We start from the raw sequence: 21,395 nt of genomic DNA, 5'->3' as shown, positions 1-21,395 counted from the left end.
CCGTACCCGGACCGGAGAGGAACCGCGTCCGGGCCCGAGGAGCCGCGTCCGGGCCCGAGATCCCGCGCCCGGACCCGAGGGCCCGCGTCCGGACCTCAGCCGCCCGCCCTGCGGCGCACCAGCGCGCGCGTGATGCCGAGCCCCGCCGCCCCGCTCGCGATGCCCAGGACCGCACCGGCCGCGACGTCGCCCGGGTAGTGGACGCCCGTGTGGACCCGGGAGTAGCCCACCGCGCTCGCCAGCACTCCCAGCGGCAGCGCGGCGGGCGGCAGCGCCACGCCCACGGCCGTGGCGAAGGCGACGGCCGACGCCGTGTGCCCCGAGGGGAACGACGCCGACTCGGGCATGGGGACGTGCCGGTCCACCGTGACCCTGGCCGCCTCGCGGTCCGGGCGGCGCCTGCGGACCAGCCGCTTGCCGAGCAGGTTGGCGCTCGCCGACGCCACCGCGACCGCCGCGACGCCCGCGAACGCGGCCGTGCGCGCACGGGTGCCGCCCAGGGCGAGGAGCCCGGCGACGGAGAACGAGATCTTCGAGTGGTCGGCCGCCCGCGACAGCCGCCGCAGGCTCCGGTCCAGCGCCGGGGTGGGGGTGGCGGCCACCGCCGCGTAGAGCGCGCCGTCGACGGCCCGCAGGTCCGACACGACGGCGGTCAGGGAACTCCGGCGCTCCCGGCGGCGCACCGCCCGCGCGGCCTCCGCGGCCTCCTCCACGGGGAGCGCCGCCGCCTGTCCCGTCGCCTCGTCCGTCTCAGCCACGTCGGCCTCCAGCATCGTCACGGGTCAGGGCGAGCACGGTGATGCGCCGCCAGTCCAACGGGGTCCGGGGCGCGTCGACCCCCGGCCGGTCGCGCGGCACGAGGACGCGCAGGGCGCCGGGTCTGATCTCGCAGACGACCGGGGTGGGGAAGGTCAGGGCCTCGCCGTCGACGGCGACGGGGATCGTGTCGCTGTCGGCGGTGACCTCGACGCGCCGCGCGGTGAGGACGTTCAGGCCCGTCGCCTGGGCGCCCAGCACCGCCATCTCCGCGGCCTGTACCGCACTCTCCACGCGGACGCCGATCACGCCCAGTTCCCCGCCGTCGAGGCGGAGCCTGCGGCCCGCGTCGAACGGGTCGTCGGTGCCTGCGTACGGGTTGTTGCTGACGAGCACGGCCTGTTGCGCGGGCAGCGTCTCGCCGTCCGCGACGGCGTGGACGCTCCGCCCGTCCTCGCCCGACAGCAGGTCGGGCATGACGCCCAGCGCCGTTCCCGCTTTGGCGTCGCGGTACTCGGGCCGCTGGACGACGTCCGCGTACACCCCGAACGAGACGGTGTTGACGAAGGGCCGGTCCGCGACGGCTCCGAGGTCCACGCGGAGTTCGACCCCGTCGGTCAGGGCGTCGAGGCAGCGGGAGGGGTCGGTGCGGTCGAGGCCGAGGTCCATGGCGAAGTGGTTGCGGGTGCCGGCGGACACCACGAGGAACGGCAGGTCGTGCTCGGCGGCGACCGCCGCGACCAGGGCCTGTGTGCCGTCGCCCCCGGCGACGCCCAGCAGGTCGGCGCCGTCGGCGACGGCGTCGCGGGCCAGCGCCTCGACGTCGGTCTCGGCCTCGGGGTCCAGCAGGAGGACCCGCGCGCCCAGCCCCTCGGCGCGCTCCACGAGGCGGAAGCGCTCCACCTTCCCGCCGCCGGACTTCGGGTTCATGATGATCACGGGCCGCCGTGGCGCGGGGGACCTCTTCGGCTCTTCGGCCTCCTCCTTGCGCTTCTCCTTGCGCTCCGCGCGGCGTTCGGCCCTCAGCGCGGCACGGGCGCAGGCCAGGGATCCGGCCCACAGCGCGAGCGCCAGGAGGGCCGTGGCCCACAGTCCGTCCCGGATGAAGAGGGTGAGCACGGCGACCGGGGCGCCCACCGCCAGTACGGCGCCGAGCACCCGCAGCGCGCCGCGCCGCGCCAGCAGCCACCAGACCCCGACCGCGCAGACGGCCAGGCCCAGCAATCCGCTCACGATGACCAGCAGCCCGGCGACGCCGAGGGCGACGAACAGCACGAGGACGGCGAGCGCGGCCGCGGCCAGGGCGCAGCGGGCCAGGAGGCGCGCCTTGGCGACGGCCGATGCCACCGCGTCCACCGCGCCCGTCACATCCGTAACGCCCGTAACATCCGTCACGGACTTCGCCGGACGCTGCCCGTCGCTGTTCTCCACCAGTCTCTCCCCGCCTCCACGACAGCCCGGACGACCACGCCCGGGGTCCACGACCAGCCTCTTGCGCGTGCGCCCGTACGGCTCTTCGGCGGGGCCGTACGGGTGAACGTCCAGGCTGCGTACGGGCTCATTGGATCATGGAGGCGGGCGGCGCGCGCAGCGCGCGGCGAGGTACGCGGCGAAGTGCGCGGCGGCTACTGCCCGAGCGTGCACGCCGCCACGTCCGCGCTGCCCTCGGGCGCCGTCGCGGCGATCACTTCGTCCAGCTTGTCACGCGCGGTCAGCAGGCTCGCCACGGCGGCGTCGAGCCGGTCCCGTTCGCGGTTGAGGTCGGGCAGCATGCCCGAACAGCCGGGGGTCACGAGCTTTCCGTCCTCGACCATGCAGGGCAGCAGCTCGGCGATGGTGGCGGTGCCCAGACCCGCGCCGAGCAGGGTGCGGATGGCGTGGACGGCGACCTCGTCGGCCTCGGTGAACTCGCGGTAGCCGCTGGGCCTGCGCTCCGGAGCGAGCAGCCCCTGCTCCTCGTAGTAGCGCAGCAGCCGCTGGCTGACTCCGGTCCGACGGGAGAACTCCCCCATGCGCATGTGACGACCACCACGTCCGGTTGACTCTCACACCAGTGTGAGACCGCAGTCTAGGCCGCATGCCGAATCGACTGCCAACACCCTTGACCGACAAGCCCGTTGCCGATGTCACCGTCGTGGGGCTCGGCCCCATGGGCCTCGCCCTCGCCGGGGCCCTGCTGGAGCGCGGGCACTCCACCACCGTGTGGAACCGCACCGCCGCGCGGGCGGACGGCCTCGTCGCGCGGGGCGCCCGCAGCGCCCCGACCGTCGCGGAGGCCGTCGCCGCGAGCCCGGTCACGGTCGTGTGCCTGAAGGACTACGAGACGCTGTACGAGGTCCTCGGACCCGCGAGCGACGCCCTGGCCGGGCGCGTACTGGTGAACCTCGACTCCGGTACGCCGGGGGAGGCACGGGCCGCGGCCCGCTGGGCGGCCGAGCGGGGGCTCGACTACCTGGACGGCGCGATCATGGTGCCGCCGCCGCTCGTCGGGGACCCCGGTTCGGTGTTCCTGTACAGCGGCGCGCGCGAGGTCTTCGACGCGCACCGGCCGGTGCTGGCGGCGCTCGGCGACCCGCGCCACCTGGGTACCGACCCGGGTCTCGCCGTCCTCTACAACACCGCCCTGCTCGACCTGATGTACGCGGCCATGAACGGTTTCCTGCACGCCACCGCCCTGGTCGGCTCGACGGGCGTACCGGCCGCGGAGTTCGCCGACCTGGCGCTGGGCTGGTTCGTGCCCTCGGTGGTGGGCGCGACGCTCGCCGAGCAGGCGCCCGCTCTCGACGCGGGCCACTACCCCGGCGACATCGGCACCATGGAGATGAACCTCAACGCGCTCGACCACATCACCCGCACCTCCGTGGAGCAGGGCGTCCACGCCGGGCAGCCGCGCTTCATGAAGAGCGTCGTGGAGGAGGCGATCGCACGGGGGCACGGCGGCAAGAACTACCTGGCCGTCCACGAGGTCTTCAAACGGGCCGCCGCCCCGTCGGCCCCGTGAACCGAAGCATCCGAATCGGCTGAAACCGGAATGCCCACGACCCGGATAAACGTCCGGGCAATACCCCGAGGGTGGCTGGAAGGGGCCGGAGAGGGCCAGGGAAGTGCCCCGGTTTGGAAGAAATAGCGAAGCGTTAGCGGTACGTAAGCGGAACGCCAGGGTCAGGCGCTTGGCTGTGAACAGACAAGCTGCCCGACCATGGGCATCACCACCGCACCACCCCTCTGGAGCCCCCACATGCGTACCTCCACCCGTCGCCCCGCCGTCATCGCCGCGGCCGCCGTCGCCGCCCTCAGCCTGACCCTCACCGCCTGTGGCGGTGGCGGCGGCACGAAGGACGAGGGTGCGGCCAAGACGGAGAAGAGCGCGGCGGGCACCACCGGCTCCTCCGGCGAGGGCACCACCGGTTCCGGCACCTCCGGTTCGTCGGACTCCGGCACGACCGCATCGGGCACCGAGGGCTCCGGCACCAAGGGCGGCACGGATTCCGGTTCGGCCGGCACCACCGGCACCGCGTCGAACGCCTCGTCCACCAAGGTCAAGGCCCCGGCCTGCAAGGCCGACGACATCAAGATCTCCGCCGCCAAGCAGGCCGGCACCCCCACCACGCACATCTCGCTCACCGCGAAGAACGTGTCGGGCCGCGCCTGCACCCTGCTGAAGTACCCGCTGATCGCCTTCGGCGAGATCCAGACCGCCAAGGACGTCCCGGCCGTCGACAAGAGCAACCCGGGCACCCCCGTCGTGCTCGGCCCCGGCGCCCCGGCCTTCGCCGCCGTGCGCATCGCCGAGGGCGGCGCGCACGAGAACAACCGCGTCGTGAACTCCTTCAACGTGAACCTCTTCGCCGCCGACGGCCCGGCCGAGGGCAGCAAGGTCGTCTCCGCGCCCGGCGGCGGCATCGCGGTCAACGACTCGGTCGCCAAGACGGGCTACTGGACGCCGGAGCTGCGCAACGGCGCCGACGAGTTCTGAGCCGTCACGGCGGTTCGCCGCGCGTCGCGGCACGCGGGGCACGCACGGCGTGCGGGGCGGTGCCCCCGGTCCTGGAATTCGCCCTGGACCGGGGGCACCGCCCTTTCCGTCCGCCCTTTCCGTCCGCGCGGTCGTTGATCACGCGTTGAGCACGCGTTGAACGCCCGGCCCCGACCCGGGCCCTCACGCGGCCCCCGACCCGGCCCCGGGCCCGCCCGCCGTCAGGTCCAGCGGTACCGCGCCGCCGCCGGCCGCGACGCGGTGAACAGCGCGCCGACCGCCCGCACCTCGATGCGGGTCTCCGCCTCGCCGCCCGACCGGACGAGGTCGGGTACGTACAGCGCGCTCGCGCACGTGCCCCCGAGGAAGCGGCGACCGCCGCCGGGCAGGAGCTGGTGCACCTCGTGGTGGCGCGTCCCCGCGCCCTTGCCTGGCCGCCACGTCAGCCGCAGCTCGGCCCGGCCCCCGCCCGTCTCCCGGGACGCGGCGACCCGCAGTCCGCGCGGCTCCCCCGGGGGCGTCGCCCGCGGGTCGCGGTCGCGCACGGCGAGCGCGCCGAGTCGCAGCCTGGCCCCCGGGGCGCGGGCCGTCAGGCGCACGGCGACGGTGTGGACCGTACGGCCCGGCACCGCGTCGAGCCGGATCCGGCTGGTCGTCCAACCGTCGCCCGCACGGACGGTGCCGACCGGGACGCGGTGGAAGACCGGCGCCCGACCGGCCGCGGGCTCGGCGGTGGCGACGGCCAGTTCGAGCACGACGTCCGGGGACCCGGGCTCCAGCCGGTGCGTCAGGTCGACGGTCGCGGCGGCGCGCAGCGGCAGCTCGCACTGGTACAGCTCGACGGTCGCGGGCGCCGTGTCCGCCGCCTCGATCAGCAGGCTGCTGCCGCCGCGCCAGGCCGCGCCGAAGTCGAAGCCCGCCGCGGGCCGCGCGCCTTCCGTGTGGATCGCCCAGCGGCGGCCCGGCAGCACGTCCTGGAGGCCGAGGTGGTTCCAGGGCGTGTCGGCGGTGGGCACGCCGTTCTCGTACCAGGCCCTGCCGTGTCCGGTGTTGAAGGTCGTCGCGAAGGGCAGCGCGGTCACGGTGGTGCGGTCCGGCACGTGCCGGGCGGCAGGTCGCCACCGTCCAGGTCCCTCGGGGCGGGCCGGGTCGGTGTGGCCGCCGCTCCAGAACGCGTCGTCGCGCGCGTGGAACGCCTCCGGGGTGCGGCCGCCTCCGGTGCCGCCCAGCGAGTGGAAGGTCCACTCGGGGCGGTAGAGGCCGTACGAGACGACGTGGTCGCCGCCTTCGGGCGCGATGCGGTCCCAGGCCACGGCGCGGTTCCAGCCGTTCGCCTCGACGTCGACGCCCGCCCACAGCTCGTACGGGTCGCGGCCGAGCCGTCTCGCGTACGCCGCCGAATCGCTCAGCGCCCGCTCGTCACCGGCCCAGCGGAAGTCCACGAACAGCGTGTCGGCCTGCCGCCCGCCGTCCCGTTGGAAGAACATCGCGTTCTGCTCGTTGAGCCGGCCCTGCCAGCCGACGTCACCGTCCGCGTCGAAGGCGTCGTACCAGGTGATCCGCAGGTCGGGGGCGCCCGTGCGCAGGGCGTGCACGAAGTCGGCGAACCTCCGGGCGGTCTCCGGTTCCTTGGGCGCGCCGTCGGCGAGCTGGGTCTCGCCGTTGAGGAACCAGCCGTCGAAGCCGTAGGCCCTGGCCACCTGGATCAGCTTCTCGGCGACCGGGAAGCGGCCCGAGGCGTCGCGCCTGACCAGTTCCTCGGTCCACACGCGCTGCCCGCCGTGCTCCAGTTGCGGGAGGAAGACGTTGCCGAGGACGCGCACGCCGTGCCGGTGGGCGGCGTCCACGACGGGCGCGTTCGGCGCGAGGATCAGCCCCTCGCCCGACGAGCCGCCCCAGAAGACCAGTTCGTCGATGTACGCCCAGTTGCTCAGCGCGTAGAAGTCGGCGGCCTGCGGCCCCCTGGCCCCTTGGGAGGGGTTGCGGGCGGTCGGCCCGAACGACACGAGCGCGGAGATCCCGCCCTGGCCCGGCCTGGCGTGCCGGTTGGGCGCGGGCGGGGTGTGGCGGCGGGCGAGCGGGACGGTGGCCTTGTTGTACGGCAGGTCGGGGTCGTCCTGGGGCCGCCAGCCCTTGAGCCCGCGCCGCACCACGCCCGGGTCGGCGGGGGTGTCGGGGACGCTGTCGGGATACCAGTAGGAGGCGTACGGCTGGAGCGTCGCGGGCGCGGGGGCGTCCGCGGGGACGCGGGCGGCCGCCGGGTTCGCGGCGAACGCCCGGGTCGCGGACAGCAGCGGGAGGACCGCGGCGCCCGCGACGACGCTGCGGCGGGCCGGGGCGGACGCACCGCCGGAGCGGCGGGCCTGGGCACCCGCACCGCCGGGGCGGACGCCTACGCCGGGGCGGACGCCTTCGCCGGTGCCCGTGCCGCTTTCGGGGGCCGCGACGCCCGTGGGTTCAGCTCGGTTCTGCACTGCACGCTCCTTCGGATGCGGTGGTCGGTTACCTCGGATACCCGGGTTGGCCGTGCGCGTGACAACGTTGTCTGGAGCGGCTAGCTTCGTCAATGGCTAATGCGGTTTAGTTCGACGTCCGCACTGGTCCGCCTGCCCCTGCCCGCCCCCAGCCCACCCAGGAGCGTGCGCCGCCCATGGACACCGGCGTCTCGGTCACCGCCCTCACCCCGACCTGCCTGTTCACCGGCCCCGAGGAAGATCCCGCCCAGGTGGTGCGGGTCGGGGTGCGCCGCACCCGCCCCGCGGGCCCCCTCGTCGTGCGCGTCGAGGGACCGGCGGTGACCACGCCCGTGCCGCGCCTGCTGCGGGCCGATGCCGCCGAGGCGTACGCGGTGGTGGACGGCGAGGCCGACGCCACCGGGGGGACCCCGGGCTCCGGCGCCCGCCCGGAGCTGGCGGACACCGTCGAGGTGTCGGTCGCGCTGCTGCCCGGCGCCGACGCCACCCCGGGCGCACGGCACCCCGTGACCGCCCGGGTCGGCACCCCGTACGGCCTCGAACTCGCCTCGCTGGAGGGTGAGCTGCTGGTCGCCGAACCGGGCTGGACGCTGCGCCTCGTCCCGCACTTCCACTACGACCCCATGTGGTGGAACACCCAGGCCGCCTACACCGCGCGCTGGGACGTGCCGCCCGGCCCCGGGGAGACCGAGAAGGGCTGGGAGTACACGGGCGTGCCCGCGTTCACCCTCGTCCCGCTGCACCTCCAGGCGGCCCGTGACGATCCCGCGTACCGCTTCGTGCTCTCCGAGATCGACTACCTCAAGCCGTTCTGGGACAGTCACCCCCAATACCGCGACGAGTTGCGGCAGTTGATCCGCACGGGGCGGCTGGAGATCGTCGGCGGCACCTACAACGAGCCCTCCACCAACCTCACCGGCGCCGAGACGACGGTACGCAGCGCACTGCACGGGCTCGCCTTCCACGAGGGCGTGCTGGGCGCCCGGCCGCGCACCGCCTGGCAGTTGGACGTGTTCGGGCACGATCCGTCGTTCCCCGCCCTGATGGCGGGCGCCGGGCTGGACTCGGCGGTGCTGGCGCGCGGTCCGCACCACCAGTGGGGTCCGATGATGGACACCTGGGGTCCCGCCGCGCGCCCGCCGGACGCGATGCAGCTTCCCGCCGAGTACGAGTGGCTCTCCCCCGGCGGCGAAGGACTCCTGCTGCACTACCTGCCCGCGCACTACTCGGCGGGCTGGTTCTCGCACCTGGCGGCGGGCCGCGAGGAGGCCGCCGAGCAGATCGTCGAGCTGTACGGGCTGCTGCGACGGGCCGCCGCGACGAAGAACGTGCTGGTCCCGATGGGCACCGACTTCTCCTGGCCGCACGAGTGGGGCACGGAGGTCCAGCACCTCCTCGCCCGCCGCTACACCTGGCCGCGCGTCCTGCACACCGGGCCCGCCGAGCATTTCGCCGCCGTACGGGCCGAGTTGACGGCCCGGGTCGAGCGACCGCTGCCCGTGACGCGGGAGATGGGGCCCGTGTACTCCGGCAAGGACGTGTCGTACGCCGACGTGAAGCAGGCGCAGCGGGCGGCGGAGAACGCGCTCCAGCAGGCCGAGACGTTCACGGCGCTGGCGCGGAGCGCGGCCGGGCACGCGGTGCCGCGGGACGCGCTGGACAAGGCGTGGCGCCATCTGCTGCACGCCGCGCACCACGACGGCGTCACCGGCACGTTCTCCGACCAGGTGTACCTGGATCTGCTGCCGACCTGGCGCGAGGCGTACGAGCTGGCCGTCCGGGTCCGGGAGGGCGCGCTGCGGGCGTTGGCGGGGCGGATCGACACGAGGGTGCCGGGGGCCGGGGGCGGAGCGGAGGATGTCGAAACGGCGGCTGCCGAGACGGCAGATGCTGAAACGGCGGAACCGCGGGAGCGGGCCCTCGCGGTGCCGACGCTCGCCGTCACCGTCTTCAACCCGCTCTCCTGGGAGCGGACCGATCTGGTGCGCGTCCAGGTCGAGTTGGCCCCGCTCGGCGTGCGCGACGCCCGGCTGATCGGGCTCCGGGACGCCGCCGGGCGCCTCTCTCCCGTGCACGTCGAGGCCGCCGAAGCCGAGCGCGCCACGGTCTCGTTCGTGGCGCGGGACGTGCCCGCGCTCGGCCATCGCACGTGGTGGCTGACCGGGTGCGGGACACCGCTGTCCGGCGGGTGGAAGGCCCAGGACCCCGCGGAGCCGTACGCGATCGGCAACGCGCACTACCGGGTGACCGCCGATCCCCTGCGCGGCGGCGGTCCCGCGTCCGTCGTGGAGCTGCGCTCCGGGCGGGAGCTGCTGACCGGGGGCGGGGTGTGCGAGCTGGTGGTCCAGGACGAGTACGCCGCCCACCCCTACTTCGGCGAGGGCCCCTGGCACCTGCTGCCCAAGGGGCCGGGCACGGGGTCGGGCGCGGCGCCCGCGGACGACGTACGGGTGGAGCGCGGCCCGCTGGGGTCGCGGATCGTCGCCCGAGGGCGCACCGGCGAGGTGCGCTGGCGGCTCACCAGCACCCTGTGGAACGACCTCGACCGGCTCGAACTGACCACGGACGTGGAGGAGTTCACCGGAAGCGATCAGCTACTGCGGCTGCGCGTCCCGGCCGACGTGCCGGGCGCGCTGCCGGTCGGCGGGACCGCGGCCGCCGTGGTGGGGCGGGGCTTCGCCTTCCCCGACGCGGACGCGGGCGCGGACCACACGCGGGCACCGTGGACGCTGGACACGCCGTGTCTCGACTTCTTCGCGCTGTCGTCGGTGTGCCGCGCCGAGCTGAGCGCCCCGGACGGCTCGGCCGCGGGGGTGCGCGCGTTCGGCGCCGCCGAGATCGTGCTGCCGGACGCCGGACTGCCGGGGTACGGGCGACCGCAGGAGAAGGAGCAGGCGCAGGAGGCGGGGGCCGACGGTCTGCGGGCGCTCGTGACCGCTCTCGGGCGGGCGGGGGCGACCAGCGCGCCGACCCGGGCCACAGGCCCTCGCTGGGGCGACATCGCGGTGGACAGCAGCCTGCCCGACCTGCGGATCGCCGTGGGCGGGCCGGAGGAGAACGCTTTCACGGCGCAGGTGCTGGCGTCGGCGCACCCTGCGTACGCGGAGGCGGTCGCCGGTGCGGTGAAGGGGTGCGACGGGCCGTACGCCCTGGTGTGGGTGCCCGCGCGGCAGGCGCTGCGGGCGGCATGGACGCCGGGCCTCGATCTGACCGGGGCCCGCGACCTCTGTGTCGCGGTGCTGCTCGCACCGGACGACGACGCGATGGCGGCACTGTCCGCGCTGGCCTCGGATCTCGCGAGGGACGGCCGGATCAGGGCCGTTCATCCCGTTCCGGACGAAAGGGCGGATGAGCACGGGGAGTTCGAGGACCGGACCGTGGGAGTCCTGGTGCGTGGCACTCCCGGCTTCGCCGTCGACACGGGCGGTCGGCTGCACAGTTCACTGCTGCGCTCCAGCACCGGACGGCCGAGCGGTGCGTGGATGGACCCGCCCCGCCGTACGGCCCCCGACGGCTCGTCCTTCCAGCTTCAGCACTGGACGCACCGCTTCGAGCACGCGCTGGTGGCGGGCGACGGAGACTGGCGCCGGGTCGATCTGGTCCGCAGGGGGCGGGAGTTCAACAGTCCGCTGACCGCCTTCGCCGCGTCCCCCGCCGAAGGCGGGCTGCGCGACGGGCAGTCGTTGCTGACGGTGGAGCCCGCCGAACGGCTGCTCGTGGAGAGCGTGAAGGTCGGCGGCCCGGGGCAGGACTCGCTGGTCGTACGGCTCCACGAGACGCACGGCGCCCCCGCGCGGCCGGTGTTCTCCGGGCCCGTCGCGCGCGGTACGGCCCGCATGTCGGATCTGCGCGAGCGGCCCGTGGACGGACCGGTGCGGGACGTCAACGGGCACGCCACCGCCACCGTGCTCTTCCCGCTGCCTGCCGGGCCGGGCGCCGAGTCGGCGCACGAGGCGCACGAGGTGCACCAGCCCGTGTTCAGCCGCTACTGGCTGCACAACACCGGTACGGCACCGCTCGGCGACGCGCCCCTTTCCATCACCGTCACTCCCGACGAACTCCCCTGCGCAGGCGCACCGTTGAACGTCCAGGTCACCGTCAGCGCGAACCGCGCACCGGGCGGAGCACCGGTCACCGCCGCGCTCCGGGTGTCGGCGCCGGACGGCTGGCAGGTCTCCTGGGAAGAGTGCGAGGTGTCCCTGGCTTCGGACGGTCACGTCTCTTGTCCGCTGCGGATCGAGGTCCCGCGGTCCGCGCGGCCCGGCACCCACCTGGTCCGGGTCGAGGCGCGCGCGTCGGCGGGCGCTCCCGCGTCCGCATCCGTGCCCGCGTCACCCGCGTCCGTGGAGGACTGCCTGCGGGTCACGGTCGCGGACCCGGACGGAAACGGTGTCCCCGCAGCGGCGCTCACCCTCGTGAACACGACGGAGCACATCGACGTCGCGCCGGGCGGGCGGACCGCACTCCGTTTCAGGTTGGGCAATCCGCTGCGCAGCGGCGTGCGCGGCGAGATCCTTGCCCTCTCGCCCTACGGCGCTTGGGAGTTGACGTCATCCAGGTCCGTCCCCGTGACGGTCGGACCGGACAGCGACGAGGAGGTCACGCTGACCGTACGGCCACCGCTGGACACTCCGCCCGGCACGTACTGGGTGGCCGCGAAGGCCGCCTGTGACGGTCTCGTCGCGTACAGCCCTGCCGTACGGGTCCGGGTCGCCCCGCTGTCGTAGTTCCCGGCCGGGCCCCGGGGCCCGGCCCACCCAGAACCCGCATCCGAACCGAGAAGGACACCGCCCATGGACCGCCTGGTCAACGTCGTCCGCCCCTACGCCTGGGGGTCGACCACCGCCCTGCCCGAGTTGCTGGGCGTCGCGCCGACCGGTGAGCCGCAGGCCGAGATGTGGCTCGGCGCCCACCCCGGCGCACCGTCGCGCACGCCGCGCGGCCCGCTGGACGAGGTGATCGCGGCGGCCCCTGAGGGCGAGCTGGGTGCGGCGACGGTCGGCCGGTTCGGCCCCCGACTCCCGTTCCTGCTGAAGCTGTTGGCGGCCGGCGCGCCGCTCTCCCTCCAGGTCCATCCCGATCTGGCGCGGGCCCGGCAGGGGTACGCCGACGAGGAGCGGCGCGGCGTCCCGCTCGACGCCGCCGAGCGGAACTACAAGGACGCCAACCACAAGCCCGAGTTGATCTGCGCGCTCACCCCGTTCGAGGGCCTGTGCGGCTTCCGCGAACCGCGCGGGACGGCGCTGCTGCTGGAGTCGCTGGGCGTCGACGCGTTGAAGCCGTACGTGGACCTGTTGCGCGCCGGGCCGGTGGAGGCGGCGCTCCGGGAGACCCTGACCGCTGTGCTGGGCGCCGACCGGGCCTCGACGGACGAGACGGTGAGCGCGGTGGCCGCCGCGTGCGCACGGCTGGCCGGGGACGCGACGGCGGCCGGTGAGGTGCGGGCCGCCTGCGCCGCGTACGCCTCGATCGCGCGCCACTGCCCCGGGGACCCCGGTGTCCTCGCGGCGATGCTCCTCGACCACGTACGGCTGGAGCCGGGCGAGGCGCTGTTCCTGGGCGCGGGTGTGCCGCACGCGTACCTCTCCGGTCTCGGCGTCGAGATCATGGCCAACTCCGACAACGTGCTGCGCTGCGGGCTCACGCCCAAGCACGTCGACGTCCCGGAGCTGCTGCGGGTCGTCCGTTTCGAGGCGACGGGCCCGGGGGTGCTGCGTCCGGCGCGGGCCGTGGGCGGCGAGGAGGTCTACGCGACGCCCGTCGACGAGTTCCGGCTCTCGCGCTTCGTACGGGCGAAGGGTGCGGGATCCCGTTCCGCTCACGATCTGACGACCGCCACCGCGCAGATCCTGCTGTGCACCGGGGGCGAGCTGTACGCGGACGCGGACGGCGGCGCGGAACGGCTCGCGCCGGGGCAGGCCGTCTTCGTCCCGGCGGGGGAGCGGATCGCGGTGTCCGGTGCGGGGACGTTCTTCCAGGCGACGGTGGCGGCGGTCGAAACGGAGTTCGCCGTCGGCAGCTGAATGCTCTTCGCGGGTGTCGGGGCCCATGGCGTGGAGGTCGTGGAGCGGGGCGCGGGTGGCGCCCGAGGGCGGCTGCTCGGCTGCGGGCGAGGGCTGCTGGCGAGGAGAGCCGGACCGCCCCGCGGCCCCTCAGAGCGCGTGCTGTTCGACGTCGGCGATCAGCGCGGCGTGGAGCCAGTCGTGGGCGACTCCCGGCGTGGGCGCGGGGCCGCCCGAATCCGGGGCGGTCAGTTCGGCGGTGAGCTGCCAGTAGCGGTCGATGCGAGGGTCCGCCGCGAGCTGGGCGCCCAGGCCGCGCCGGAAGGCAGCCGTGTCGGGCGTGCCGCGCGCGCCGAACGAGCGCGCGTAGGCGGACACGAAGCAGTCGAGCGCCTCGCCGCCGTGCGGCGCCCGCCCCGCGCGCAGCCCTGCGGCGGCCAGTGCGTACGCCTCGGTCAGACCCTCGTACAGCACGGCGGGACGCCAGCCGTCAGCGGGGCGGTGCGCCGCCGGCTGGTTGCGGGCCGAGCCGGGCCCGTCGGGGCACGGGCCGGTGACGAAGGCGTGCAGCCGGGCGAAGGCGAGCACCTGGTCGGGCGTCGGGTCGGCGGGCGGCTCGGGCACGGCCTGTTCCAGGACTGCCGACGCGACGCGGGCCGGGAGCCTCGGCGGCAGCCAGTGCCGCCAGAAGCGGGCCAACGGGGCGGTGCTCGGCGGGGACCCCACGGCGCCGAGCAGCCCCAGCCGGTCGGCGCGCTCCTCGGGCGTGACGTCCTGGAGGAGGAGCAGGGCGGCCTCCCGCCAGCGCAGTGCGGCGAGTTGCGAACCGAGGGCGCTGAGCTGCCTGGACACCGCGTCTTCGAGCACGGGTCCCAGCCCGTCGCCGCCCGCCTCTTCCTCCTCGTCCAGGATCCGGGCCACCTCGGGGACGGGGAGCCCGAGCGAGCGCAGCGAGCGGATCAGCCGGAGCCGGTCGAGCGCCCGGTGGCCGTACCTCCGGTGGCCCCCGGCGCTGCGGGGCGCCTCGGGGAGCAGGCCGCGGTCGGAGTAGAAGCGGACGGTCTTGACGGTGACGCCCGCGCGCCCGGCCAGCTCGCCGATGCTCCAGGCGGGGTCGAGGGGCGCGGTGTGCACGGAGTTGACCTCCCTCTGCGGGGACCGGGGCGTCGGCGGGGCGGTCGTCGCCCGTCACGGGTTGAACCTCCCCCTGGGGGAGTTCCTACCGTACCGGCGAGCGCGGGCCGGGCCTTCGGGGCGGCTCGCTGGGCGACACACGTACAAGGAGCGGTCGATGACGGCGTTCATCCTGGTGCCCGGCACCTTCACCGGCGGTTGGATCTGGCAGGACACGGCCGAGCGGCTGCGGGCCGCCGGGGCGTCCGCCCATCCCGTGACGCTCTCCGTGCCGGGCGGGCGGCAGCGAACCGGCGCTCCCGGCGCCGACTTGGAAACCCACGTACGGGAGGTCGTGGCGCTGATCGACAGCTTGGCCGACGAGTCCGACCTCGTGCTCGTCGGCCACGACTACGGCGTCCATCCGATGGTCGGCGCCGCCGACCGGCGCCCCTCTCGCGTCGCCCGTCTCGTCCATCTGGACACGGGGCTCGTGCGGGACGGCGATCCCGCGCTGGCGCTGGTGCCCGACCGGGAGCTGCGGGAGCGGCTGTCGGGGGCGCGGGGCGACGTGGCCCCGCCGTCCGCCGACGGCTGGCGGCTGTGGGGCAGCACGGCGGGCGTCCCGGACGGCGCGCTGGCGCGGCTCGTCGAACGGGCGGCGCCGCAACCGGTCCGTACGCTCACCGAACCGCTCCGCCTGTCGGGCGCGGCCGACGCGCTCCCCGTCAGCGGGGTGCTGTGCACCGCCAACGGTTCGAGCATCGCGGGCATCGAGAACCTGGTCCGCCTCGGCGACCCCCGCCTGCTCGCGCTCGCGGAGCCCCGGGTGTCGTTCCTCGAACTCGACACCGGCCACTGGCCGATGCTCTCCCGCCCCGCCGAACTCGCCGCCCTCCTGCTGCGCGCCGCCGCGGGCGAGGGCCGTCGCGTCGACGCGAAGCCCTCCGAGGAGCCCGCGCACCTGCGGCCGTTCCTGCTGGACGTGCCGGACGTCCGCCGCGAGCGCGTCGGCCGCGTCGACCTCCATCTGCCCGACGGTCCGGGCGGGCCATCGCCCGCCGTGGTGTTCGTCCACGGCGGTCCCGTCCCCGCCGAGCTGCGGCCCACTCCGCGCGACTGGCCGACGTACGCCGGGTACGGCTCGTACGTCGCGGGGCTCGGCGCGGTCGGGGTGACCGTGGACCACCGGCTGCACGACCTCTCCGACTACGGGCGCGCCGCCGATGACGTCTCGGCCGCGGTCGACCTGGTCAGGGCCGACCCCAGGGTCGACGCCGACCGCGTCGCGCTGTGGTTCGTGTCGGGGGGCGGGCTGCTGTCGGCGGACTGGCTCGCCGCCCCGCCCCCGTGGCTGCGGTGCGTCGCGGCGACGTACCCGGTCCTCGCGCCGCTCCCGAACTGGGGGCTCTCCTCGTCCCGGTTCCGGCCCGCGGCGGCCCTGCCGAAGGCGGGCGGACTGCCGATCGTGCTGACGCGGGTCGGCCTGGAGTCGCCGGAGATCGCGGCGACGGTCGAGGAGTTCGTCACGGCCGCCACGGCCTGCGACGCGCGCCTGGAGATCGTCGACGTGCCGAACGCCCACCACGGGTTCGAGGCGGTCGACCACACCGACGAGGCGCGGCACGCCGTACGGGACGCGGTACGGCGCGTCCTGGCCCACCTGACGTCCTGAGCCCGTACCCCCTGGTGGGCCCGTCGGCCTCCGCACCCGTGCGCCGACGTGCGCTGATACACGGTCGACACACATCCGCGCGCCAGTGGATGCGCCGTCCTGACCGGCTGGATGCGCCGCTCGCCCAGCCTTGGCGGTGTACACGGCGGGAAGCCGCGTACACCGGGTCGTGGAGAGGTGGTCAACGATGGATTCTCAGCGCGTACGGACGCGAATGGGGTTGCGGGGGCGCGGGGGCGGGCGCGGCGGTCTGCTGTACGGCTCTGCCGCGCTGGTCGTCCTCGTCGGCGTCGGCGGCTGGCAGGGCCTCGCGGGCCCCGCCGACAGCGGCAGCATGGCCGCGCCCGTCCGGGCGGGCGGCTTCCAGGGGGCCGCCCCGTTCGCCGACCGGCTGAGCCTGCCGTGGCCGAAGGACGGCCAGTCGAGCGTCGAGGCCGTGGGGCTCGGCGGCCTGGGCCGCACGGACGGGCAGCGGCCGGTGCCGATCGCCAGTGTCACCAAGGTGATGACCGCGTACGTGATCCTCAAGGGCCACCCGCTGCGCGCGGACGAGCAGGGCCCCGACATCACGGTCGACGCGACGGCGGCCAACGAGTCGTTCTCGGGCAGCGAGTCCACCGTCCCGCTCATCGAGGGGCGCCGCTTCAGCCAGCGCAGGCTGCTGGAACTGCTGCTGCTCCCGTCGGGCAACAACGTCGCCCGGCTGCTGGCGCGCTGGGACGCAGGCAGCGAGCAGGCGTTCGTCGCGAAGATGAACCGCGCCGCCGCCGAGCTGGGGATGGACCGGACCACGTACACCGGCGCGAGCGGCATCGAGCCGACCACCAGGAGCACGGCGGACGACCAGCTCAAGCTCGCCCGCCGGGCCATGGAGCAGCCCGCGCTGCGCTCGGTGGTCGCGCTGCGCAGCACGACCGTGCCCGGTGTGCCCGGCACGGTCGTCAACACCAACCGGCTGCTGGAGAAGCCGGGTGTGATCGGCCTCAAGACCGGTTCGAGCACGCCCGCGGGCGGGAACCTGATGTGGGCCGTGGAGGTGAAGGCCGGGGCGAAGCGGCAGCTGGTGCTCGGTGTCGTGCTGGGCCAGCGCGCCAACACCTCGCCCGCCGAGGGCATGGCGGCGGCCCTGGACAGGAGCGGTGAGCTGATCGAGGCCGTACAGCGCCAGCTGCCCGCCGCGCTCGGCCGCCCCGCGCAGGTGCGGACGTGACGGCGCTGCTCGACCGCGCGGACGGGGCCGAGGACCTGGCCGGACGCGGGGACGTCGGGAACGGGCCGGACGCGGGCCGGAAGCCGGGACCCTGGCGGCGCGGGCGGCTGCTCGCCGCGGCCGCCGGGCTCTGCGCGCTCCTCATGCTCGGGCACTCCCTCGTGCCGAACGGCTTCGGGAACCCGGGCAGTCTGCTGGAGACCTTCCTGCCCTGGCTGGGCGTGGGCGTTCCCGTGCTCCTGGCCCTCGCCGCGCTCAGGAGGTCCGCCACGGCGGCCGTCGCCGTCCTGGTCCCGGCCGTCGTCTGGTGCTCCCTGTTCGGCGGCATGCTGCTGGACAAGCGGGCGGGCGGCACGGCGGACGTGACCGTGGTCAGCCACAACGTCCACGACGCGAACCCGTCGCCCGAGCGCACCGCGCGCTCCCTCGCCGCCTCGGGCGCCGAGGTGATCGCGCTGGAGGAGCTGTCGCCGAAGACGGCCCCCTTGTACGAGCGGGCGCTGGCCGCCACCCACCGCTACCACTCCGTGCAGGGCACGGTGGGGCTGTGGAGCACGTATCCGCTGCGCGACGTGGAACCGCTCGCGATCATGCCGTGGACGCGGGCCCTGCGGGCCACCGTCGACACCCCGAAGGGCCCGCTGGCGGTGTACGTCGCCCACCTGGCGTCGGTGCGCGTCCTGCCGAGCAGCGGCTTCGCCACCGCGCGGCGCGACGAGGCGGCGGCGAACCTCACCACGGCGCTGCGGGCCGAACGGCTGTCGCGGGTCGTGCTGGTCGGCGACTTCAACGGCACGACGGACGACACGGCGCTGCACCCGCTGACGCGCTCATCGGGGCTGCGTTCGGCGCAGGAGGAGGCGGGCGACGGCTTCGGGTTCAGCTGGCCCGCCTCGTTCCCGGTGGCCAGGATCGACCAGGTCCTGGTGAAGGGCGCCACGCCCCTCTCCTCGTGGACGCTGCCGCGCACGGGGAGCGACCACCTGCCCGTAGCGGCGTCCCTGCGGATGTGAAACCCGGCCAGGAGATACGGTCTGACCAGGAACGATCAGCACGAAACAAGATCAGTACGAAACCAGCCGACATACGGCGCGACTCCCGGGTGATGTGATGCGACAGACCACCGACGGCCCGGCAGGACGGAACGGGGAACCTCCCGTACGCATCCTGCTGGTCGAGGACGACGAGACGATCCGCAAGTCCGTCGGCATGGCCCTGGAGCGCTACGGCTACGCGGTGTCGGCCGCGCCCGACGGCCTCTCGGGGCTCGAAGCGTTCCGGGACGCGGACGCGGAGCCCGACCTGCTGATCCTGGACGTGATGCTGCCCCACCTCGACGGCATCGGGCTGTGCCGCAGGATCCGCGAGACGAGCCAGGCGCCCGTCCTGATGATGTCGGCGCGCGGCGACTCGCTCGACGTGGTGGCCGGTCTGGAGGCCGGCGCCGACGACTACGTCGTCAAGCCGGTCGACACCACGGTCCTGCTGGCCCGCATCCGGACCCTGCTGCGCCGTGCCACGTTCGCCGCCGGCCTCGCCGCCGCACCGCACGCCGCCGACGCGGGGGCCGACTCCCCCGCCGACGGCGACGTGCTCGTCTTCCGCGACCTCAGCGTCGACACCCGGGGCCTGGAGGTGCGCGCGGGCGGCAGGCCCGTCCCGCTGACCCCGACCGAGCTGCGCGTGCTCCTGGAGTTCGTGGCCGCGCCCGGCATCGTCCTGGAGCGGCAGACGCTCCTGCGCAAGGTGTGGGACTACGGCTGGGACGGCGACAGCCGGGTCGTGGACCTCACGGTGCAGCGGCTGCGGAAGAAGATCGGGGCCGATCACATCGAGACGGTCCGCGGTTTCGGCTACAAGTTCCGGCGATGAGCGTGCTGGACACGTTGCGGCGGCTCGCCGACCCGAGGTCCCTGCGCTGGCGGATCGCCGCCGTGGTGGCGGCGGCCGCCTGTGTGACGGCCCTGGGCATAGGGATGCTCGTGCACACCAGGACCGAGGAGCGCAACCTGTTCCTCGGGGAGGGCGCGGCGACGCGCGCGCTGGAACAGGCCCTGGTCGAGTACCGCACCCCCCAGAAGGTGCCGGACCACGACCCCGCGCGCCCCGGTTACCTGACCGGCGACCAGGTCCCCGACGCGCTGATCGCCCGGCTCGGCCCCGACGGGTCCGTCGAAACCTGGTACGACACGAGCAAGCCGCTCCAGGGGCCGACGATGTGGGCGGGGACCCGGGTCGAGGGGAACGTGGTCGCGGTCAGCCACAACATGTACGGCGAGCAGCTCAGCCTCGAAGCGCTCGACCGGCACATGCGGTACGCGGCGATGGCGGTGCTCGCCGTGGTCGTGCCGCTCACGCTGCTCGGCGCCGAGCTGGTGCTGCGCAGGCTGCGCCGCGTCGCGCACACCGCGCGCAGCATCCGGCACGGCGACCTCGACGCGCGGACCAGGGGGCGGTGGCGCGACGAGATCGGGGAGATCTCCTCGGCCGTGGACCACATGGCGGACGCGCTCCAGGAGCGGCTGCACAGCGAGCAGCGGTTCACCGCCGACGTCGCCCACGAACTGCGCACGCCGCTGGCCGGGCTGGTCACCTCGGCCTCGCTGCTCCCCGAGGACGAGGCGACCGATCTCGTACGGGACCGGGTGCGGGTGCTGCACGCCCTGGTGGACGACCTGCTGGAGATCTCCCGGCTCGACGCGGGCGCCGAGCGGGCGAACGCCCAGCCGGTTCCGCTGGGCGAGGCCGTGACGGAGTCCGTACGGCGCACTGGCCTCGACACGCGGATCGAGGTCACCGGGAATCCGGTGGCGTCGACCGATCCGCGCCGCCTGGACCGGATCGTCACGAACCTCGTGGTCAACGCCCACCGGCACGGCGGCGCCCCGGTCCTGGTCGGCGTGGCCGGCACGACGGTCACCGTGCGGGACCACGGGCCCGGCTTCCCGCAGGACCTCATCGCGCACGGGCCGCAGCGGTTCAAAACAGGAGCGGCCGAACGCGGCACCGGGCACGGCCTGGGCCTCACCATCGCGTTCGGCCAGGCCCAGGTGATCGGCGCCCGCCTCAGCCTGTCGAACGCCCGGCCCCACGGCGCCGTCGCCGTCCTCGAACTGCCCGCGGGCGAGGCGCCGACGGAGTCCCGGCCCGGTCTGCCCGAAGCCCGCTGAGCCGGAGCCCCGGCCCTGCCCGTCCAGCGTCAGCCCGCGGCGCGCCCGCCCCTCACCGGACCGGATGTCCGGTGAGGGGCGGGCGCGGAAGGGCCTAGCCCTTCTTGTCCGGCGGCGGGACGGCTCCGGCCCGCACGCCCGGCGCGCTTCCCGCTTCCGTGCCCGTGGCCGGACCGGCCACGGCGGGCGACATGCTTCCCGCCACCACCGCGGTGACGAGCGTGGGAGCCCACACCCTTCTGCGCATTTCTTTCCCTCTCTGAAGTCCTGGCCCCAAAACGGGTCGCAGGCGAAATCAATTCATTTCGGACCGACCCCCGTCCCGTGCAGGGAAAAGGTTCCACGGAGGGGGGCATTTCTAATCCCCCCGCACCGGACAATCGAGAGGTTTTTACCGTGGCCGCCGACCCCAGATGCGCACCTTGTCGTTCTTGCGCAGGATTTTCCAGAGCTTCACCGAGTCGTCGTACCTGAGGTTGACGCATCCATAGGACGCGGGATTCCTGAGGAGGTTGCTGTAGATTCCGTGGAAAGCCTGCCCACCCGAGAAGAACTGGGAGTAAGGCATGGGGGAGTGATAGGCCGTGGACCAGTGGGCCTTGTGCCGCCAGTAGACGCGGAACCATCCCGTGCGGGTTTCGTGCCCGGGTCTCCCGCTACGGATCGGCACGGGCCCGAAGAGGACCTTCCCCCGCTTCTTGACCCAGAGGATCTGGTGCGAGAGGTCCACGCAGACGATCCTCTTCCGGCTCGCCGGGCAACCCTTGAGCCGGCCCGGACGGGCCGACGCCCACCGTGCGTACAGCGTGGTGTACGTGATGGCCCCGGCCGCTCCGTTCGCGGGCTCGACCCCGTACTTCCGCTGGAACGCGCGGATCGCCCGGCAGTCCGCGGCCGACTGCTTCCCGTCCGCCTTGAGGCCCAGCAGCGATTCCACCTTCCGCTGGTAGCGGCTCCGCGGGGCCGTGCACCTGCCCGGCGGCACGCTCCTTGTCCCCGCTCGGTCCCCGCTGTCGCCC

16 protein-coding genes are annotated in these 21,395 nt (G+C 74.6%); 9 read left to right on the top strand and 7 right to left on the bottom strand.

Features of this window, described 5'->3' with window-relative positions:
- Positions 1 to 95: 95 nt before the first annotated feature.
- From ACIBNE_RS03825 to ACIBNE_RS03815, 3 genes are all read right to left on the bottom strand, one after another.
- Entirely contained in the window at positions 96 to 683 is a 588-nt protein-coding gene (locus tag ACIBNE_RS03825) for a phosphatase PAP2 family protein (protein ID WP_399270064.1), read from the bottom strand.
- Positions 684 to 750: 67 nt separating this feature from the next.
- Positions 751 to 2,103 carry a diacylglycerol/lipid kinase family protein gene (locus ACIBNE_RS03820; RefSeq protein ID WP_399270062.1) on the bottom strand — a complete coding sequence of 451 codons (1,353 nt, stop codon included), beginning with the start codon at positions 2,101 to 2,103 and terminating at the stop codon, positions 751 to 753.
- A 278-nt stretch (positions 2,104 to 2,381) separates the two neighbouring features.
- Positions 2,382 to 2,774, bottom strand: a complete 393-nt coding sequence (locus ACIBNE_RS03815; protein ID WP_399269140.1) for a MerR family transcriptional regulator — start codon at positions 2,772 to 2,774, stop codon at positions 2,382 to 2,384.
- Positions 2,775 to 2,833: 59 nt separating this feature from the next.
- Between ACIBNE_RS03815 and ACIBNE_RS03810 the strand changes: the two genes are divergently transcribed.
- Together ACIBNE_RS03810 and ACIBNE_RS03805 are read left to right on the top strand one after the other, a co-directional pair.
- Entirely contained in the window at positions 2,834 to 3,757 is a 924-nt protein-coding gene (locus ACIBNE_RS03810) for an NAD(P)-dependent oxidoreductase (RefSeq protein WP_399269138.1), read from the top strand.
- Between the two features lie 237 nt (positions 3,758 to 3,994).
- Positions 3,995 to 4,732, top strand: coding sequence for a DUF4232 domain-containing protein (locus ACIBNE_RS03805; protein ID WP_399269136.1), 738 nt, complete (start codon positions 3,995 to 3,997; stop codon positions 4,730 to 4,732).
- Positions 4,733 to 4,953: 221 nt separating this feature from the next.
- Here the strand turns inward: ACIBNE_RS03805 and ACIBNE_RS03800 are convergent, their stop codons facing one another.
- The gene (locus ACIBNE_RS03800; RefSeq protein WP_399270060.1) at positions 4,954 to 7,026 is read right to left on the bottom strand and encodes an endo-beta-N-acetylglucosaminidase; all 2,073 of its coding nucleotides are present in this window, start codon (positions 7,024 to 7,026) and stop codon (positions 4,954 to 4,956) included.
- A gap of 356 nt (positions 7,027 to 7,382) precedes the next feature.
- Here ACIBNE_RS03800 and ACIBNE_RS03795 point away from each other — a divergent pair, with 356 nt between their 5' ends.
- Together ACIBNE_RS03795 and manA are read left to right on the top strand one after the other, a co-directional pair.
- A complete protein-coding gene (locus ACIBNE_RS03795; RefSeq protein WP_399269134.1) occupies positions 7,383 to 11,933 on the top strand; it encodes an NEW3 domain-containing protein in 4,551 nt (1,516 codons plus the stop codon).
- A gap of 66 nt (positions 11,934 to 11,999) precedes the next feature.
- A complete protein-coding gene (gene manA, locus ACIBNE_RS03790; RefSeq protein WP_399269132.1) occupies positions 12,000 to 13,229 on the top strand; it encodes a mannose-6-phosphate isomerase, class I in 1,230 nt (409 codons plus the stop codon).
- A 129-nt stretch (positions 13,230 to 13,358) separates the two neighbouring features.
- On the opposite strand, the gene ACIBNE_RS03785 is transcribed toward manA, so the two are convergent.
- Positions 13,359 to 14,342 (bottom strand): MerR family transcriptional regulator, encoded by a 984-nt coding sequence (locus ACIBNE_RS03785; protein WP_399269130.1) that lies wholly within the window; start codon positions 14,340 to 14,342, stop codon positions 13,359 to 13,361.
- Positions 14,343 to 14,499: 157 nt separating this feature from the next.
- On the opposite strand from ACIBNE_RS03785, the gene ACIBNE_RS03780 reads away from it, so the two are divergent.
- The 5 genes from ACIBNE_RS03780 (at position 14,500) to ACIBNE_RS03760 (ending at position 20,376) form a co-directional block, all read left to right on the top strand.
- A complete protein-coding gene (locus ACIBNE_RS03780; protein WP_399269128.1) occupies positions 14,500 to 15,996 on the top strand; it encodes an alpha/beta fold hydrolase in 1,497 nt (498 codons plus the stop codon).
- A 187-nt stretch (positions 15,997 to 16,183) separates the two neighbouring features.
- Complete coding sequence (locus ACIBNE_RS03775; RefSeq protein WP_399269126.1) at positions 16,184 to 17,206, top strand: D-alanyl-D-alanine carboxypeptidase family protein; 1,023 nt, start codon at positions 16,184 to 16,186, stop codon at positions 17,204 to 17,206.
- A gap of 35 nt (positions 17,207 to 17,241) precedes the next feature.
- Positions 17,242 to 18,219, top strand: a complete 978-nt coding sequence (locus tag ACIBNE_RS03770) for an endonuclease/exonuclease/phosphatase family protein (protein ID WP_399270058.1) — start codon at positions 17,242 to 17,244, stop codon at positions 18,217 to 18,219.
- Positions 18,220 to 18,316: 97 nt separating this feature from the next.
- The gene (cseB, locus tag ACIBNE_RS03765) at positions 18,317 to 19,078 is read left to right on the top strand and encodes a two-component system response regulator CseB (RefSeq protein WP_399269124.1); all 762 of its coding nucleotides are present in this window, start codon (positions 18,317 to 18,319) and stop codon (positions 19,076 to 19,078) included.
- On the top strand, positions 19,075 to 20,376 hold the full coding sequence (locus tag ACIBNE_RS03760) for a sensor histidine kinase (protein ID WP_399269122.1): 1,302 nt from the start codon (positions 19,075 to 19,077) through the stop codon (positions 20,374 to 20,376). The genes cseB and ACIBNE_RS03760 overlap by 4 nt, the downstream gene beginning before the upstream one ends.
- 94 nt (positions 20,377 to 20,470) lie before the next feature.
- Here the strand turns inward: ACIBNE_RS03760 and ACIBNE_RS03755 are convergent, their stop codons facing one another.
- Together ACIBNE_RS03755 and ACIBNE_RS03750 are read right to left on the bottom strand one after the other, a co-directional pair.
- On the bottom strand, positions 20,471 to 20,623 hold the full coding sequence (locus ACIBNE_RS03755; RefSeq protein WP_399269120.1) for a hypothetical protein: 153 nt from the start codon (positions 20,621 to 20,623) through the stop codon (positions 20,471 to 20,473).
- A 144-nt stretch (positions 20,624 to 20,767) separates the two neighbouring features.
- Positions 20,768 to 21,313 (bottom strand): L,D-transpeptidase family protein, encoded by a 546-nt coding sequence (locus ACIBNE_RS03750; protein WP_399269118.1) that lies wholly within the window; start codon positions 21,311 to 21,313, stop codon positions 20,768 to 20,770.
- Between the last annotated feature and the right edge of the window lie 82 nt (positions 21,314 to 21,395).

This window comes from Streptomyces sp. NPDC050504 (assembly GCF_044458065.1).
In the GTDB taxonomy this organism is placed as follows: Bacteria; Actinomycetota; Actinomycetes; order Streptomycetales; family Streptomycetaceae; genus Streptomyces.
This window is presented reverse-complemented; position numbering and strand designations above follow the sequence as displayed.